The sequence below is a fragment of the Allobosea sp. OK403 genome (assembly GCF_900113835.1).
Classification (GTDB): Bacteria; Pseudomonadota; Alphaproteobacteria; order Rhizobiales; family Beijerinckiaceae; genus Allobosea.
In genome coordinates, this window is the sequence record NZ_FOQV01000002.1 from 643,457 (window position 1) to 657,815 (window position 14,359).

17 protein-coding genes are annotated in these 14,359 nt (G+C 66.4%); 12 read left to right on the forward strand and 5 right to left on the reverse strand.

From position 1 onward, the window contains the following. Positions 1 to 132 precede the first annotated feature (132 nt). The 6 genes from gap to BMZ97_RS09005 all read left to right on the forward strand — a co-directional run bounded on the left by gap (position 133) and on the right by BMZ97_RS09005 (position 4,710). A complete protein-coding gene (gap, locus tag BMZ97_RS08980) occupies positions 133 to 1,143 on the forward strand; it encodes a type I glyceraldehyde-3-phosphate dehydrogenase (RefSeq protein ID WP_092167595.1) in 1,011 nt (336 codons plus the stop codon). A gap of 70 nt (positions 1,144 to 1,213) precedes the next feature. Further along, positions 1,214 to 1,672, forward strand: coding sequence for a hypothetical protein (locus tag BMZ97_RS08985; RefSeq protein WP_092167597.1), 459 nt, complete (start codon positions 1,214 to 1,216; stop codon positions 1,670 to 1,672). After that, positions 1,669 to 2,859 carry a phosphoglycerate kinase gene (locus tag BMZ97_RS08990; protein WP_092167598.1) on the forward strand — a complete coding sequence of 397 codons (1,191 nt, stop codon included), beginning with the start codon at positions 1,669 to 1,671 and terminating at the stop codon, positions 2,857 to 2,859. Before BMZ97_RS08985 ends, BMZ97_RS08990 begins: the two co-directional genes overlap by 4 nt. A 78-nt stretch (positions 2,860 to 2,937) precedes the next feature. After that, on the forward strand, positions 2,938 to 3,150 hold the full coding sequence (locus tag BMZ97_RS08995; RefSeq protein WP_092167601.1) for a hypothetical protein: 213 nt from the start codon (positions 2,938 to 2,940) through the stop codon (positions 3,148 to 3,150). A 92-nt stretch (positions 3,151 to 3,242) separates the two neighbouring features. Then, the gene (fba, locus tag BMZ97_RS09000; protein WP_069692981.1) at positions 3,243 to 4,325 is read left to right on the forward strand and encodes a class II fructose-bisphosphate aldolase; all 1,083 of its coding nucleotides are present in this window, start codon (positions 3,243 to 3,245) and stop codon (positions 4,323 to 4,325) included. A gap of 61 nt (positions 4,326 to 4,386) precedes the next feature. Continuing rightward, positions 4,387 to 4,710 carry a low molecular weight protein tyrosine phosphatase family protein gene (locus BMZ97_RS09005; protein WP_092167603.1) on the forward strand — a complete coding sequence of 108 codons (324 nt, stop codon included), beginning with the start codon at positions 4,387 to 4,389 and terminating at the stop codon, positions 4,708 to 4,710. A 75-nt stretch (positions 4,711 to 4,785) separates the two neighbouring features. On the opposite strand, the gene BMZ97_RS09010 is transcribed toward BMZ97_RS09005, so the two are convergent. The 5 genes from BMZ97_RS09010 to BMZ97_RS09030 form a co-directional block, all read right to left on the reverse strand. Then, positions 4,786 to 6,084 (reverse strand): TRAP transporter large permease, encoded by a 1,299-nt coding sequence (locus tag BMZ97_RS09010; RefSeq protein WP_069692983.1) that lies wholly within the window; start codon positions 6,082 to 6,084, stop codon positions 4,786 to 4,788. Positions 6,085 to 6,100: 16 nt separating this feature from the next. Beyond that, complete coding sequence (locus BMZ97_RS09015; protein WP_092167604.1) at positions 6,101 to 6,619, reverse strand: TRAP transporter small permease; 519 nt, start codon at positions 6,617 to 6,619, stop codon at positions 6,101 to 6,103. Between the two features lie 6 nt (positions 6,620 to 6,625). Then, positions 6,626 to 7,615: a TRAP transporter substrate-binding protein DctP gene (gene dctP, locus BMZ97_RS09020; RefSeq protein WP_092167606.1), complete on the reverse strand. Its 990-nt coding sequence runs from the start codon at positions 7,613 to 7,615 to the stop codon at positions 6,626 to 6,628. Positions 7,616 to 7,686: 71 nt separating this feature from the next. Next, positions 7,687 to 8,412, reverse strand: coding sequence for an SDR family NAD(P)-dependent oxidoreductase (locus BMZ97_RS09025; protein ID WP_092167608.1), 726 nt, complete (start codon positions 8,410 to 8,412; stop codon positions 7,687 to 7,689). A 1-nt stretch (position 8,413) separates the two neighbouring features. After that, positions 8,414 to 9,322, reverse strand: a complete 909-nt coding sequence (locus BMZ97_RS09030; RefSeq protein WP_092167609.1) for a fumarylacetoacetate hydrolase family protein — start codon at positions 9,320 to 9,322, stop codon at positions 8,414 to 8,416. An 87-nt stretch (positions 9,323 to 9,409) separates the two neighbouring features. On the opposite strand from BMZ97_RS09030, the gene BMZ97_RS09035 reads away from it, so the two are divergent. The 6 genes from BMZ97_RS09035 (at position 9,410) to BMZ97_RS09060 (ending at position 14,314) form a co-directional block, all read left to right on the forward strand. Beyond that, positions 9,410 to 10,123, forward strand: a complete 714-nt coding sequence (locus tag BMZ97_RS09035; protein ID WP_244546357.1) for a GntR family transcriptional regulator — start codon at positions 9,410 to 9,412, stop codon at positions 10,121 to 10,123. Then, the gene (locus BMZ97_RS09040; protein WP_092167613.1) at positions 10,120 to 10,440 is read left to right on the forward strand and encodes an EthD family reductase; all 321 of its coding nucleotides are present in this window, start codon (positions 10,120 to 10,122) and stop codon (positions 10,438 to 10,440) included. The genes BMZ97_RS09035 and BMZ97_RS09040 overlap by 4 nt, the downstream gene beginning before the upstream one ends. Before the next feature lie 194 nt (positions 10,441 to 10,634). Further along, positions 10,635 to 11,789, forward strand: a complete 1,155-nt coding sequence (locus BMZ97_RS09045; protein ID WP_092167615.1) for a benzoate/H(+) symporter BenE family transporter — start codon at positions 10,635 to 10,637, stop codon at positions 11,787 to 11,789. Beyond that, positions 11,786 to 12,439, forward strand: coding sequence for a thiamine phosphate synthase (locus BMZ97_RS09050; protein WP_092167616.1), 654 nt, complete (start codon positions 11,786 to 11,788; stop codon positions 12,437 to 12,439). The genes BMZ97_RS09045 and BMZ97_RS09050 overlap by 4 nt, the downstream gene beginning before the upstream one ends. Then, a complete protein-coding gene (locus tag BMZ97_RS09055) occupies positions 12,436 to 13,371 on the forward strand; it encodes a tetratricopeptide repeat protein (protein WP_092167617.1) in 936 nt (311 codons plus the stop codon). Before BMZ97_RS09050 ends, BMZ97_RS09055 begins: the two co-directional genes overlap by 4 nt. Positions 13,372 to 13,525: 154 nt before the next feature. After that, complete coding sequence (locus tag BMZ97_RS09060; protein ID WP_092167618.1) at positions 13,526 to 14,314, forward strand: inositol monophosphatase family protein; 789 nt, start codon at positions 13,526 to 13,528, stop codon at positions 14,312 to 14,314. Positions 14,315 to 14,359: the final 45 nt, after the last annotated feature.

Genomic DNA, 14,359 nt, shown 5'->3' on the forward strand with positions numbered 1-14,359 from the left:
GCTTGCGAAACAGGGCAGATATTCCCGCAAAGGGCCTTGCGTTCGGTCATCGTTTGGCCGATTTGCCCGCGTGTATGACGGCCCATATATGACGGCCCAAGGCGCCGAAACCCGGCGAAGGAGAGGATTGAGATGACGGTCAAGGTGGCGATCAACGGCTTCGGCCGCATCGGGCGCAATGTCCTGCGTGCGATCATCGAGTCGAAGCGCAAGGATATCGAGGTCGTGGCAATCAACGATCTCGGCCCTGTCGAGACCAACGCCCATCTCTTCCGCTTCGATTCAGTCCATGGCCGCTTCCCCGGCACCGTGACCGTCTCGGGCGACACGATCGATGTCGGTCGCGGGCCGATCAAGGTCACCGCGATCCGCGATCCCAAGGACCTGCCGCACAAGGCGCTCGGCGTCGACATCGCCTTCGAATGCACCGGCATCTTCACGACCAAGGACAAGGCTTCGGCGCATCTCGCCGCCGGCGCCAAGCGCGTCCTGGTCTCCGCACCTTGCGACGGCGCCGATCTGACCGTGGTCTACGGCGTGAACCATCACGAGCTGACCAAGGACCATATCATCGTCTCGAACGCGTCCTGCACCACAAACTGCCTGGCTCCGCTGGTGCGCGTGCTGCATGACGCTGTCGGCATCGACAAGGGCTTCATGACCACGGTCCATGCCTATACCGGCGACCAGCCGACGCTGGATACGATGCACAAGGATCTCTATCGCGGCCGCGCCGCAGCCATGTCGATGATCCCGACCTCGACCGGCGCCGCCAAGGCGATCGGCCTCGTCATACCCGAGCTCAAGGGCCGGCTGGACGGTGTATCGGTGCGCGTTCCCTGCCCGAACGTCTCGATGGTCGACTTCAAGTTCATCTCGAAGCGCAAGACCACGGTCGAGAAGATCAACGAGGCGATCCTCAAGGCCAGCAAGCGTGGGCCGCTCAAGGGCATCCTGGCCGTCACCGACCAGCCCAATGTCTCGATCGACTTCAACCACGATCCGGCCTCGTCGACCTTCGCGCTCGACCAGACCAAGGTCATGGACGACAAGTTCGTCAGCGTGATGTCCTGGTACGACAATGAGTGGGGCTTCTCGAACCGCATGAGCGACACCGCCGTCGCCATGGCCAAGCTGCTCTGATCCAACCCGAGCGATGCCGCGCCCATCTGGGCGCGGCTTTCCCTGTTTTCCTCGCATGAACGGACACCCCATGGCCAAGATCGAGCCGACCGTCGCAGCCCCGGCCAGCGCCGCCGAGCCGACCATCGTCACGCCAGCGCCGTCCCATGGCACGCCCTATATCGTCGGCAGCGCGATGCCGGCCGCGGACACGCCTGCAAGCGAGCCGCGCGGGCTCGACCAGCTCTCCCGCATCGAGGAGAAGGCGGCGCGCATCGAGGAGAAGTTCGCCCGCTACGAAGCCGTGCTGACCCGCGCCGAAGCCTCGCTGGAGCGCAGCGCCCACAAGGTCGACAGCGCCGCCGCGACCCTGGATTTCGCCAGCATCCGCGACGAGGTCGCCGCCCTGCGCCAGCGCGTCGATGCGACGCCGCGCTTCGGCGCGCTGTTCGTCACCGGCCTTGCCACCGCGGTGCTGACGGTCCTGCTCACCGTGCTCGTGCTCAAATTCGGCGTGCCGGGCCTGTTCGGAGGCTTGCTGTCGCGATGAGCTTCAAGACGCTGAGCGGCCTCGACCTGGCGGGCAAGCGCGCGCTTGTTCGCGTCGATCTCAACGTGCCGATGGAGAACGGCAAGGTCACGGACGCGACGCGCATCGAGCGCGTGCTGCCGACGATCCGCGAGATCTCCGGCAAGGGCGGCAAGGTCATCCTGCTCGCCCATTTCGGCCGCCCCAAGGGCCGCGACGCCAAGGATAGCCTGAAGCCAGTCGCGGTCGCGCTCGCCCATGCGCTCGGCCAGCCCGTCACCTTCGTCGAGGATTGCATCGGCGAGGACGTCGCCAAGGCCGTCGCAGCGGCGAAGAACGGCGAAGTCCTGCTGCTGGAGAACACCCGCTTCCACGCCGGCGACGAGAAGAACGACCCCGCCTTCGTCAAGGCGCTCGCCGCCAATGGCGACCTCTTCGTCAACGACGCCTTCTCGGCGGCGCACCGCGCCCATGCCTCGACCGAAGGCCTCGCCCATGTCCTGCCGGCTTATGCCGGGCGTTCCATGCAAGCCGAGCTCGAGGCTCTCTCTGCCGGGCTCGACAATCCTGCCCGCCCGGTGATGGCAATCGTCGGCGGCGCAAAAGTCTCGACCAAGCTCGATTTGCTCGGCAATCTCGTCAAGAAGGTCGACGTGCTCGTCATCGGCGGCGGCATGGCCAACACCTTCCTGGCGGCGCGCGGCATCAATGTCGGCAAGTCGCTCTGCGAGCATGACCTCGTCGGCACCGCCCGCGAGATCGAGGCCAAGGCCAAGGCCGCCGGCTGCGAGATCATGCTGCCGGTCGATGCGTTGGTCGCACGCGAATTCAAGGCCCATCCGGGCCATCGCGTCATCCAGATCGGTGAGGTCGAGCCCGACGAGATGATTTTGGACGCAGGCCCCTTGAGCGTCGCCGAAGTCGTGCTCAAGCTCAACCAGGTCAAGACGCTGGTCTGGAACGGGCCTTTCGGGGCCTTCGAACTGCCGCCCTTCGACACCGCTACGGTGACGGTGGCCAAGGCCGCCGCCAAGCGCGTCAAGGCTGGCCAGCTCGTCGCGGTCGCCGGCGGCGGCGACACCGTTGCGGCGATGAACCATGCCGGCGTCGCCGATGATTTGACCTACATCTCGACCGCGGGCGGCGCCTTCCTGGAATGGATGGAAGGCAAGGCCTTGCCGGGAGTGGAAGCGCTACGCGCAGCGTGAACGACACCTACCGGCTACCCTTGCGGCAGCCGGTGTTTATGCTATGTTCTCTTCATGAGCGAGAGCGTACAGACAGCGATGTTCGAGTTCCTGAGGAAGGTTCAGGCGGATTTGTCTTCGTTTCGTGCCGAGGCCAACACGCGCTTCGAGCATCTTGAAGACCTCGTCCGCAAGCAGCGCCGCGACACCGCCGGCCTCCTCGTGATGGCCAAGGCCGTCACCGGCGACTTCGCCGAACAGGTTGCCGCCATCGAAGAGCGCGTCCGGGTTCTCGAAGCGCGGGGCCGTTGAGCATTCACGCTACGCGCCGCTTTCGCTTTGCGTCCGCCGCCTATCCGCTCTAAATCCTCCCCAGCCCTTGAAACCGCACCGGGAGGACCTCCGTGGCCCGTATTACGCTCCGCCAGTTGCTCGATCACGCCGCCGAACATGATTACGGCGTGCCCGCCTTCAACATCAACAACATGGAGCAGGCGCTGGCCATCATGGCAGCGGCGGATGCCACCGACGCCCCCGTCATCATCCAGGCCTCACGCGGCGCCCGCTCCTACGCCAACGACATCATGCTCAAGCACATGATGGACGCCGTCACCGAGATCTATCCGCATATCCCGGTCTGCGTGCATCTCGACCATGGCAATGAGCCGGCGACCTGCATGACCGCGATCCAGGCCGGCTTCACCTCGGTGATGATGGACGGCTCGCTCAAGGCAGACGGCAAGACGCCGGGCGACTGGGACTACAATGTCGGAGTGACCAAGACGGTGACCGAAATGGCCCATCTCGGCGGCATCTCGGTCGAGGGCGAGCTCGGCGTGCTCGGCTCGCTCGAATCAGGCGAAGGCGAGAAGGAGGACGGTCACGGCTTCGAGGGCAAGCTCTCCCACGACCAGCTCCTGACCAACCCCGAGGAGGCGGTGAAATTCGTCGCCGAGACCAAGGTCGATGCGCTCGCCATCGCCATGGGCACCTCGCATGGCGCCTACAAGTTCACCCGCAAGCCCGACGGCGCGATCCTGGCGATGCATGTCATCGAGGAGATCCATAAGAAGCTGCCGAACATGCATCTCGTCATGCATGGCTCGTCCTCGGTGCCGCAGGACCTCCAGGACATCATCAATCAGTATGGCGGCAAGATGCCCCAGACCTGGGGCGTGCCGGTCGAGGAGATCCAGCGCGGCATCAAGCATGGCGTGCGCAAGATCAACATCGACACCGACAACCGCATGGCGATGACCGGCCAGATCCGGAAGATCCTGTCGGAGAACCCCGGCGAGTTCGACCCGCGCAAGTACCTGAAGCCCGCCATGGAGGCGATGACCAAGCTCTGCACGCTGCGGCTGAAGGAATTCAACACCGCCGGCCAGGCGAGCAAGATCAAGCGCATCGCGACCACCGCCGAAATGGCCAAGCGCTACGCCAAGGGCGAGCTCGACCCGACCTTCGGTAAGCCGAAGGCGGCGTGAGCGACCTCGACCATCGGGCGGGGCCTCGCTCCGCCCTGATCGGCTGTCTCCGGACCTTCTCGTGAAGAAGATTCTTTTCGTCTGCAGCCGGAATCGCCTGCGCAGCCCGACGGCCGAGCAGGTCTTCTCCAAGCGACGCGACATTGAAGTCGCGTCGGCTGGAACGAACCACGATGCAGATGTGCCAATGACGGCCGAGCTGGCCGCCTGGGCCGACCTGATCTTCGTCATGGAGCGAGTGCACGGCACCAAGCTGCGGCAGCGCTTCGGCAGGCACATGAAATCGGCCCGCCTCATTTGCCTCGACATCCCGGACAACTACGCTTTCATGGATCCGGCCCTTATCCGGCTGCTGGAAAGCAAAGTCTCCCGCCACCTGCCGTGAGGCGTCCTAAATTGGGGGCTGCTGCAACGGTTCAAGCACGGGCAGGCCATTGCATCGGTCCGGCGGATCGATCCTCTACGACTTGATCAGCCCCGCCGTCCTGGGCAGCCACAACGCGATCTCGGGGAAGAACGTCACCGCGAGCACGATCGCCAGCATCGCGACGATGAAGGGCGGTACCTCCCGGAAGATCTCCGAGAGCGGCGTGCCGGTGAGCCCTGCCATAACGAAGAGCAGCAGGCCATGCGGCGGCAGCGTTAGCCCGACCATCATGTTGAGCACCACGACGATGCCGAAATGCACGAGATCGATTCCTAAGCCCTGTGCCACCGGCACGATCAGCGGCACGATGACGAGCAGGATCGTGACCTCGTCGAGCACGATCGCCAGCAGCAGCATCAGCAGGTCGACGATCAGCAGGAACTGCGTCGCCGAGAGGTTCCAGGCAAGCAGGGTCGACTGAATCAGCTTCGGCACGCCCTCATTGGCGACCGCATAGTTGAAGACGAAGGCGCCGGCCATGATCAGCGCGATCATCGCGGTCGCCTTCACCGTATCGCCCATCACGACCAGCAATTGCGCGGGCTTGAGCGTGCGATAGACGACGAAAGCCAGGATTAGCGCATAGCTCGCCGCGATCGCGGCAGCCTCCGTCGGCGTGGTGACGCCGGAATAGATCAACCCGAGCAGGATGCCGGGTAGTGCGAGCGGTGCCAATGCCCGGCCGAAGACCGCGGGCATCGCGCCCCAGGACACTTTCTCCTCGCGCGGGAAATTGCGGCGGCGTGAAATGATCGCGATCACGCCCATCAGCGCCAGCGCCATCATCCCGGCGGGCACGAGCCCGCCCAGGAACATCGCGCCGACCGAGGCATTGGCGATCAGCGCATAGAAGATCATCGGGATCGAGGTCGGCATCAGCGGCCCCAGCGTCGCCGAGACGACCGAGGTCGCCGCAGCGAAGCCGCGCGGGTAGCGGCCGTTTTTGGTCATCATCCGCGCCACGATCAGGCCCGGCCCCGAGGCGTCGGCGACCGCCGAGCCGCTCATGCCGGAAAAGATCAGGTTTGAGACGACATTGACCTGCGCGAGCCCGCCCGGCAGATGCCCGACCATGGCCGAGCCGAAGCGCAGCAACCGCTCGATCACCCCGCTCGCATTCATCACATTGGCGACGAAGATGAACAGCGGCACCGCGATCAGCAGATAGGAATTGTAGAGCCCGTTCATCGTCTGGTCGACGACGAGCCCGACATCCTGATGGGTCGAGATCATATAGGCGAAACCCGCCGCCAGCATGGACAGGCCAAGCGGCGCGCCGAGCACGGCGGCGGCCGTGAAGACGCCCATCAAAACCCACAACCCGTCGGACATGCAGCCCCGTCTCCCGTCAGATATGCGAACGCCAGCGCGGCCCGAGCAGCTTGACGATCTGCCAAGCCGAGCGCGCCACCACGGCGATGAGGAAGAGGCCGAAGCAGGAATAGATCAGGTCGAGCCGCAGGTTCAGCACCGGCGTGCGCTCGCGCCAGAGGAAGGCGATGTAGTCGAGCGAACCCGGCAGCGCCCAGGCGAAGATGCCGCCGACGAAGACCAGCCGCGCCAGCGCCATGACGCGTTTCCAGCGATCCGGCAGCGGGCGATAGACCAGATCGAAGGTGATCTGCTCCTTGTCGCGCACGACGAAGGCGTTGGCCCAGAAGATGATCCAGATGAACAGGATCACCGAGACCTCGTCGGCCCAGGCCGCCTCGTCATGTTCGAGATAGCGGGTGATGATCTTGTAGTTGAAGATCAGGAAGACGAGCGCGAACATCAGCGCCGGGACGGCGGTCGCGAAGCGGCGCAGCCGCGCACCCCAGCCGGTTGCGCTCTCGCCTTGCGTCTCCACGCCCGCACCCGTCTGCATGGCGCCTCAGGCCTCGGTGACGCGCTTGAGCCAGGCCATGTCCCAGGCCTTGGTCGCATCGGCCCCGGAATAGGCCTTGTCGGCGCCCTCGCGGAACGGCGCGAGATCGATCGCATCGACGCTCAGGCCCCTGCCCTTGAGCGCATCGATGATGCTGGCCTCGTCGGCGAGGCGGCCATCATCGCCCGCCTTGGCGGCCTTGCGCGCCGCTGCCTGCAGGGCCGCCTGCTGTGCCGCCGAGAGCTTGGCCCAGACCGGCTTGGCAAGGGCGAAGAACACCGGCTGCAGCATATGCGAGGTCAGCACGACCTGCTCGCTCACCTCGTAGAGCTTTGCGGCGTTGAAGATCGAGAGCGGGTTCTCCTGGCCATCGACCGTGCCGGTCTTGAGAGCAAGATAGACCTCGGGCATGCCGAGCGGCAGCGGGCTCACCCCCAGCGTCCGGCCGAGCAGCAGCCATTCCGGCCCCGCCGGCATGCGCAGCTTGACCCCTGCGAGATCGGCCGGCCCCTTCACATTGCGCTTCGTGCGCAGGGAGACCTGCCGCGTGCCGAGATAATGCGTCGCCAGGATCTCGATGCCCATCTTCTCGGAGACGGTCTTGCGATACTCCTCGCCCATCGGCCCGTCGAAGACGCGGCGCAGATGAGCATGGTCCTTGAACAGATAGCCGCGGTTGAAGAAGCCGAGCTCGGGCATCTGCTGGGCCACCTCGAAAGTGGTCATCGTGCTCATTTCGAGGTTGCCGCGCTGCAGAGCCTGCACCTCGGTGCCCTGCTTGAACAGGGTCGAGGCCGTATGGACGCTGACGTTCAAGCCAGCGGAGGCGCCGTCGATCTCGGCCTTCAGCGCATCCAGCGCCTTGGCCAGGAAATCGCTCGGCGGGGCCGCCGTCGAGATGCGGATCTGCACCGGCGCCTGCGCCGCGCCCCGTCCCGCATAGCCGATGAGCGCACCAGCCAGTGCGCACTTCATGATCCCACGCCGCGTCGTCATCACTGTTTTCCCCTCATTATGCGTTGTGATCAGGACGTCTCGTTCACAAGCCAAAGTTCACAGGCCCAAATTCACAAGCCAAGACCGCCCAGGGACTTGCCTCCATCCACGAACAAGGTCTGACCGGTGATGAATTTCGTCGCCGGCGAGGCCAGGAAGGCAATCGCGCCGGCGATGTCATCGGGAGCGGCCGCCTGCCCGCTCGGCTCCAGCGCCTGCGCCTTGGCATATTGGTCGGCCGGCATGGCCCGCGTCATCGGCGTATCGGTGAAGCCCGGCGCAACCGAGTTCACCGCGATCTGGCGCGGCCGCAGCTCCATCGCCATGGCGCGGGTCAGGCCGATCACGCCGGCTTTCGAGGCGACGTAATGGGCGAAGTTCGTACCGCCGATGGCGGCCCGCGACGACACCGTCACGATGCGCCCGCCCGCCTGCATCCGCCGCGCGGCCTCCTGTGCGGCGATGAAGACGCCGAGCAGGTTCACATCCAGCATCATGCGGAAATCCGCGTCGCTGATCTCGTCGAAGGCGCGCGGCTGATAGGCCCCAGCGACGCAGATCAGCGCATCCAGCGAAGCAGGCTTTGCAATCGCAGCTGCCACCGCCGGCCGGTCACAGACATCGAGCACGCAGGTTTCGAGCCGTCCGGTCTGGTCCTGCACGCCCAGCGCTGCCAGTTTCTCCGCATCACGATCGGCCGCGACGACATGGAAGCCATCGGCGATCAGCCGCAAGACCGTCGCGCGCCCGATGCCGGACGCGCCGCCTGTCACGAATGCGACGGGCGCGACCGCCATCTCAGGCCGCCGCCTGGATAACGACGCTGAGCTTGCCGATGCCCTCGATCTCGGCATCGACCTTGTCGCCGACAGAGAGGAAGGTGCCCTTGGGCACGCCGACGCCGGCAGGCGTCCCGGTCAGGATCACGTCGCCGGGGTCGAGCGTCATGATCCGCGACGCGGTCGCGATCTGCTCGGCGAGCGAGAAGATCATGTCGCTGGAGCGGCCATCCTGCTTCAGCGCGCCATTGACCGCGAGCTTCAAGCCCAGATTCTGCGGATCGGCGATGGTGGAGGCCGGCACGAAACGTGGGCCGAGCGGGCAGCAGGTGTCGTTGGCCTTACCCGCCACCCAGTCGAGCTTATAGAAGGTTTCCGGCGCGCGGTTGTGGTCTCGGGCAGAGAAGTCGATCGCGACCGTATAGCCCGCCACATGCGACAATGCGGTTTCGACGGAGACATTGCGCGCCGTCTTGCCGATCACGGCGGCGAGCTCGATCTCCCAGTCGAATTTCTCGGTACCGATCGGCATGCGCACGGTTGCCCCCTCGCCGACGACCGCGTTGCGCGGCGGCTTCATGAAGAAGAACAGCCGCTGTTCCTCCTTCTTGGCGCCGGGCATGCCCATCTCGGCGAGATGGTCGAAATAATTCGCGCCGGCGCAGAGAATCTTGCCGGGGTAGAGCAGCGGCGCGAGGCGGCGCGAGGCCGTGACCAGATCGGCCGGATCGACCTCGGCGGCCGCTATCGCAAGCGCCCCTTCGGCACGCGCCCAATCCGCGAACAGGCCGATGACGCTGGCCTGGCCGGGAAACCCGACCCGTGCCAGCGACGGCTCCAGGGCGTAGAGCTTGCCCGCCACCTCGAGACAGGCAACGGGGCCACCCGCCACCTCGACCGTCGTCAGAGCCCACCCGGCCTGCGCCATCGCCGTCATCTCCACTCAAAGCCGCCTTGCTATGAGATCAGGATGATTTTATAAAATCTGCGAGTCAACATGAAATGTGCGGTGGCGATGGACACCCTGACGGAGAACCGCTCTCAAGCCGAGCGAGCCTATCAACGCCTGCGCGGCGAGATCCTGCATGGCGACCTGATGCCGGGCGAGCGCCTGCGCGCCAACGATCTGCAGGACCGCTTCCAGCTCGGCCTGACGCCGATCCGCGAGGCGCTGATGCGGCTCTCGACCGAGGGCCTCGTCGCTGCCGAGACGCATCGCGGATCGCGCGTCACCGAGACCTCGCTTGGTGCCTTCACCGACCTGATGGCGACGCGCCGCGAGATCGAGCGGCTCTGCCTGACCAAGGCGATCGCGCTCGGTGATGCCGCCTGGGAGGCCGAGATCGTCGCGGCCATGCACATGCTCTCGCGCACCCCCCTGCCCGCCTCGCAGGACGACCGCGAGGCGGCAACCCTGTGGGAGGACCGTCACCGGCGCTTCCATGCCGCCCTCGTCACCGCCTGTGGTTCGGATTGGCTGCTGCGCTTCTGGGGCACGCTCGCCGACCATTCCGAGCGCTATCGCAAGATCCGGCTGCTGCACCACCGGGAAGCACCGGCCGAGGTCCGCGACGTCAACAGCGAGCACGCCGCCATAATGGAAGCCGTGCTGGCGCGAGAGGTGGAGCGCGCCTGCGCCCTGCTCGACGCCCATCTCCACGCCACCCAGACCAGCGTCGTGCGCCTGTTGCAGATCGGCCTGGACACCTCCGAGGAGAAGTCCCGATGATTATCCGCTCAGCCGTTCTCGAGGGCGAGGTGCTCGAAGCCGACCGCGCCCATTTCGACCGTCAGATGCGCGAAACCGTGCTGCCGGCGATCCGACGCTATCCCGGCATCCGCGACGTCAAGCTGCGCTGGGCGGCCGAGCAGGAAGCCGGCGCGCCGCCGGTCTATATCGTCTTCGACCTCCATTTCGACAGCCTGGAGGCGATGCATCAGGCGCTGGCGAGCGAGATCCGGCAGGAGGTACGGCAGCAACTCGGCACGATCATGCCGCTGTTCAAGGGCCGCGTGTACCATCTGGTGATGAGCCAGGACGCTTGAGCATCAAGACGATTGAGCATCAGCAGGAATGTAAATCGGCTCTGATCCCGAGGAGCCCTGCGCCGGAAAGGCGCCGGTCCGCGTGCACCTCATGGCCGCAGGATGCCGCGAGGCTTCCGACGCTCCGGCTTTTCTGATTGAAGGGACGCCCCGGGCGTGTCGGCGCCCTTTCGCGAGAGCATCGCAAGAGCGCCATGTCGATCGTCTTCTCCGCGCTGGTCGCGGCCTTCGTCGGTTTCGCGGCGGCCGTCGCCGTGGTGCTTGCGGCAGCCCAGGCCGTGGGTGCGACGCCGGCGCAGACCGTGTCCTGGATCGCCGGCCTCGCCATCGCCAAGGGCCTCGCCAGCATCTGGTTATCCTGGCGCCACAAGATCCCGGTCATCTGCGCCTGGTCGACGCCGGGTGCCGCCCTGATCGCGGCGACGAGCGGGCTCGACCTCCCGACCGCCGTCGGCGCCTTCCTGCTGGCGGCGCTGTTGATGATGCTGACCGCAGCGTTCCGGCCGCTCGGCGCGCTGATCGAGCGCATTCCGATGCCGATCGCAGCGGCCATGCTCGGCGGCGTGATCTTCCGCTTCGTCGTTGCGGTCTTCGACGAGATGCGGCTGAGCCCCGCCCTCGTATTGCCTTTGCTCGCAGTCTTCCTGCTGGCGCGGTTGATCAACCCGTTCCTCGGCGTCATCGCGGCGCTGGGCGCCGGCCTCGTCCTGAGCTTCCTGGGCGGCCTTGCCAGCTGGCCCGCCGGGCCCTTGTCGTTAAGCGGCCTCGAATTCGTCACGCCGCGCTTCGATATTGCCGCCATGCTCGGCGTCGGCGTCCCGCTCTATCTCGTCACCATGGCGGCCCAGAACCTGCCCGGCTTCGCCGTCCTGCGCGCGGCAGGCTATCAGCCGCCGACGACGGCGAGCCTCTTCGTCACCGGCCTGGCCTCCTTCCTCACCGCTCCGTTCGGCGCCCATATGGTCAACATGGCTGCGATCAGCGCCTCGATCTGCACCGGCCCCGACACTCATCCCGATCCGGCCCAACGCTGGAAGGCCGGCGTCGTCTACGGTTTCCTCTGGCTGGTGATCGCGGCCTGCGCCGGCCTCCTGCTCACCCTCATCATCGCCATGCCCAAGGCGCTGATCATCACCGTCGCGGGGCTGGGCCTTGTTGGCTCGCTCACCGGCGCGCTCGGACAGGCCATGTCCTCCGATAAGGAGCGCTTCGCCGCCGTCCTTACCTTCGCGGTCGCGGCCTCGAGCCTCTCGCTGTTTGGCATCGGCTCGGCCTTCTGGAGTCTCGTCATCGGGCTTGGTGTCTTGACATTGGACGCACTCATGGGCCGTTTGCGCGCACGATCATGACCAACGCACCCACACCCACCCGCCTGATGCTCGTCACCCCGCTTGTCGCGGATGCCGAGGCGATGGCCTTCCGCCTGATGCAGGCTTTCGCCGGCGGCGACGTCGCGGCCGTGCTGCTGCGCCTCTCCGAGGGCGACGAACGCAGCAAGATCGAGCGCGTCAAACGCCTTGTCGGCCCCGTCCAGTCGGCCAATGTCGCGCTCATCGTCGAGGCCCCGGCCCTTGTCGCCACGCGCGGCGGGGCCGACGGCGTCCACGTCACCAACGGGCCAGAAGCCGTCGCCGAGGCGCGCTCCAGCCTGAAGAACGAGCGCATCATCGGCGCCGGATCGTTGCGCGCGCGCCACGACGCCATGGATATCGGCGAGGCGGGCGTCGACTATGTGATGTTTGGCGAGCCGCGCCCGGACGGCTCCTTGCCGCCCTTGGCCGCCGTGATCGAGCGCGCCTCCTGGTGGGCCGAGATCTTCGAGACACCCTGCGTCGCCTATGCGCCGGACGCCGAATCGGTTGCGGCCCTGGTCGAGACCGGAGCGGAATTCGTCGCGCTCGGCGCCTGGGCCTTCGACGAAGCCTGCGACATTCGCGCGCTGGTGACGCAGGCCAATGCTGCCATCGCGGCCCACGCCGCCCGAAAGGCCGCGCGATGAACCGGACCTGCCGCGGCCTCGTGCTCGCCGGCTTGCTCCTGGGAACGACGGCCGCAGCTGGCGCCGCCGAGCCCGACCTGGCTTACGGCGCCTATCAGGCCGGCCATTACCGCCGCGCCCTGGACGAGGCGCTGAAACGCGTCGAGGCCGACAATGACGACGCCGCCGCCATGACCTTGCTCGGCGAGATCTATCGCCTGGGGCTCGGCGTGCCTGAAAGCCAGAAGATCGCAACCGAATGGTATGACCGCGCAGCCGCTCGCGGCGACATCAATGCGGCTTATGCCCTCGCCTCCGCCCTCCTCGACGAGCGCAGCGGCAAGCGCGATCCCGAACGCGCGGGCATGCTGCTGCGCAAGGCCGCCGCCGCCGGCCATCCCGCCGCCAATTACAACCTCGCCCTCGCTCTGCTCGCGACGGGTAACGAGGACGACGACAAGCGCGCCGTCGCTTGCCTGGAGATTGCAGCGAATGCCGGCATCGGCGACGCGCTCATGGCCCTCGGCATCCTCTCCAAGCAGGGCCGCGGCCTGCCCCAGAGCGAGGCCAAGGCCGCCGAATGGATGGCCAAGGCATCCCAGGCCGGCAATGTGCCCGGCGAGGTCGAATACGCGATCATGCTGTTCAACGGCACCGGCGTCGCCAAGGACGAGACCGCCGCCGCCAAGCTCTTCCTGCGCGCTGCGAACCAGGGCAACCCGATCGCCCAGAACCGGCTGGCGCGGCTCTACCAGTCCGGCCGCGGCATCGCGCCCGACACGATCGAGGCCGCTGCCTGGCACCTTGCGGCCCGCGCCCGGGGGCTGGACGATGCCGGTCTCGACCAGCTTTTCGACCGCCTCAGTCACGAGCAGCAGGGCCGCGCCGCGGCGCTCGCCGCGACCCGGATCGAAGGCGCGGCCTTGACGTCGCCCGGCCAGACGAGCAAGTGACCGGCTGAACTTCGAGGCTGACATCTTCAGCCCTCATCCCGAGGAGCCGCTATGCTGCTCCTCGGGATGAGGGCTCGGGACGTTCCGGCCAGCTCTTTTACAACTTGACCGGCGCCGCGACGCCGCCGTTCGACTGCTGCACCCTGAGGTATCGATGATCCGCTCCCCCCTGATGACCGTGATGACGGACGCCGTGATGAAGGCGTCCCGCTCGCTGAAGCGCGATTTCGGCGAAATCGAGAATCTGCAGGTGCTCGCCAAGGGCCCCGGCGATTTCGTCTCCAAGGCCGACACCAAGGCCGAGGAGATCATCCGCGCCGCGCTGGAGAAGGCCCGCCCCGGCTACGGCTTCGTCATGGAGGAGAGCGGCGTCGTCCACGGCACCGACGAGAGCAACCGCTGGCACATCGACCCGCTCGACGGCACCCACAACTTCCTGCGCGGCATCCCGCACTGGAACATCTCGGTCGCGCTCGAGCGCGACAACCAGTTCATCGCCGGCGTGGTCTATGACGCCGCCAAGGACGAGCTCTTCATCGCCGAGAAGGGCAAGGGCGCCTATGTCAACAACCGCCGCATGCGCGTCTCGGGCCGCCGCGAGCCCGCCGAGATGCTGATCGGCATGGGCGTGCCCCATATCGGCAAGGGCGGGCACCCGCTCTTCCTGCACGAGCTGGGCGCGGTGATGACGCGCTTCGCCAATGTCCGGCGCATGGGCTCGGCCGCGCTCGACATCGCCTATGTCGCGGCAGGCCGCATGGACGCCTATTGGGAACGCGGCCTCAACACCTGGGATTTCGCGGCCGGCGCCGTGATGATCCGCGAGGCCGGCGGCACCTTCGGCACGCTCGACGGCAAGCAGCCAACCAGCGCCAAAGACATCATCTGCGGCAATGAAGTCGGCGAACAGTCACTGCGCGCGGCGCTCAAGTCGGCAGGCTGACATATATCTTTGCTCTTTCACGCTTGATCCCGGCGGCGCTGGAGG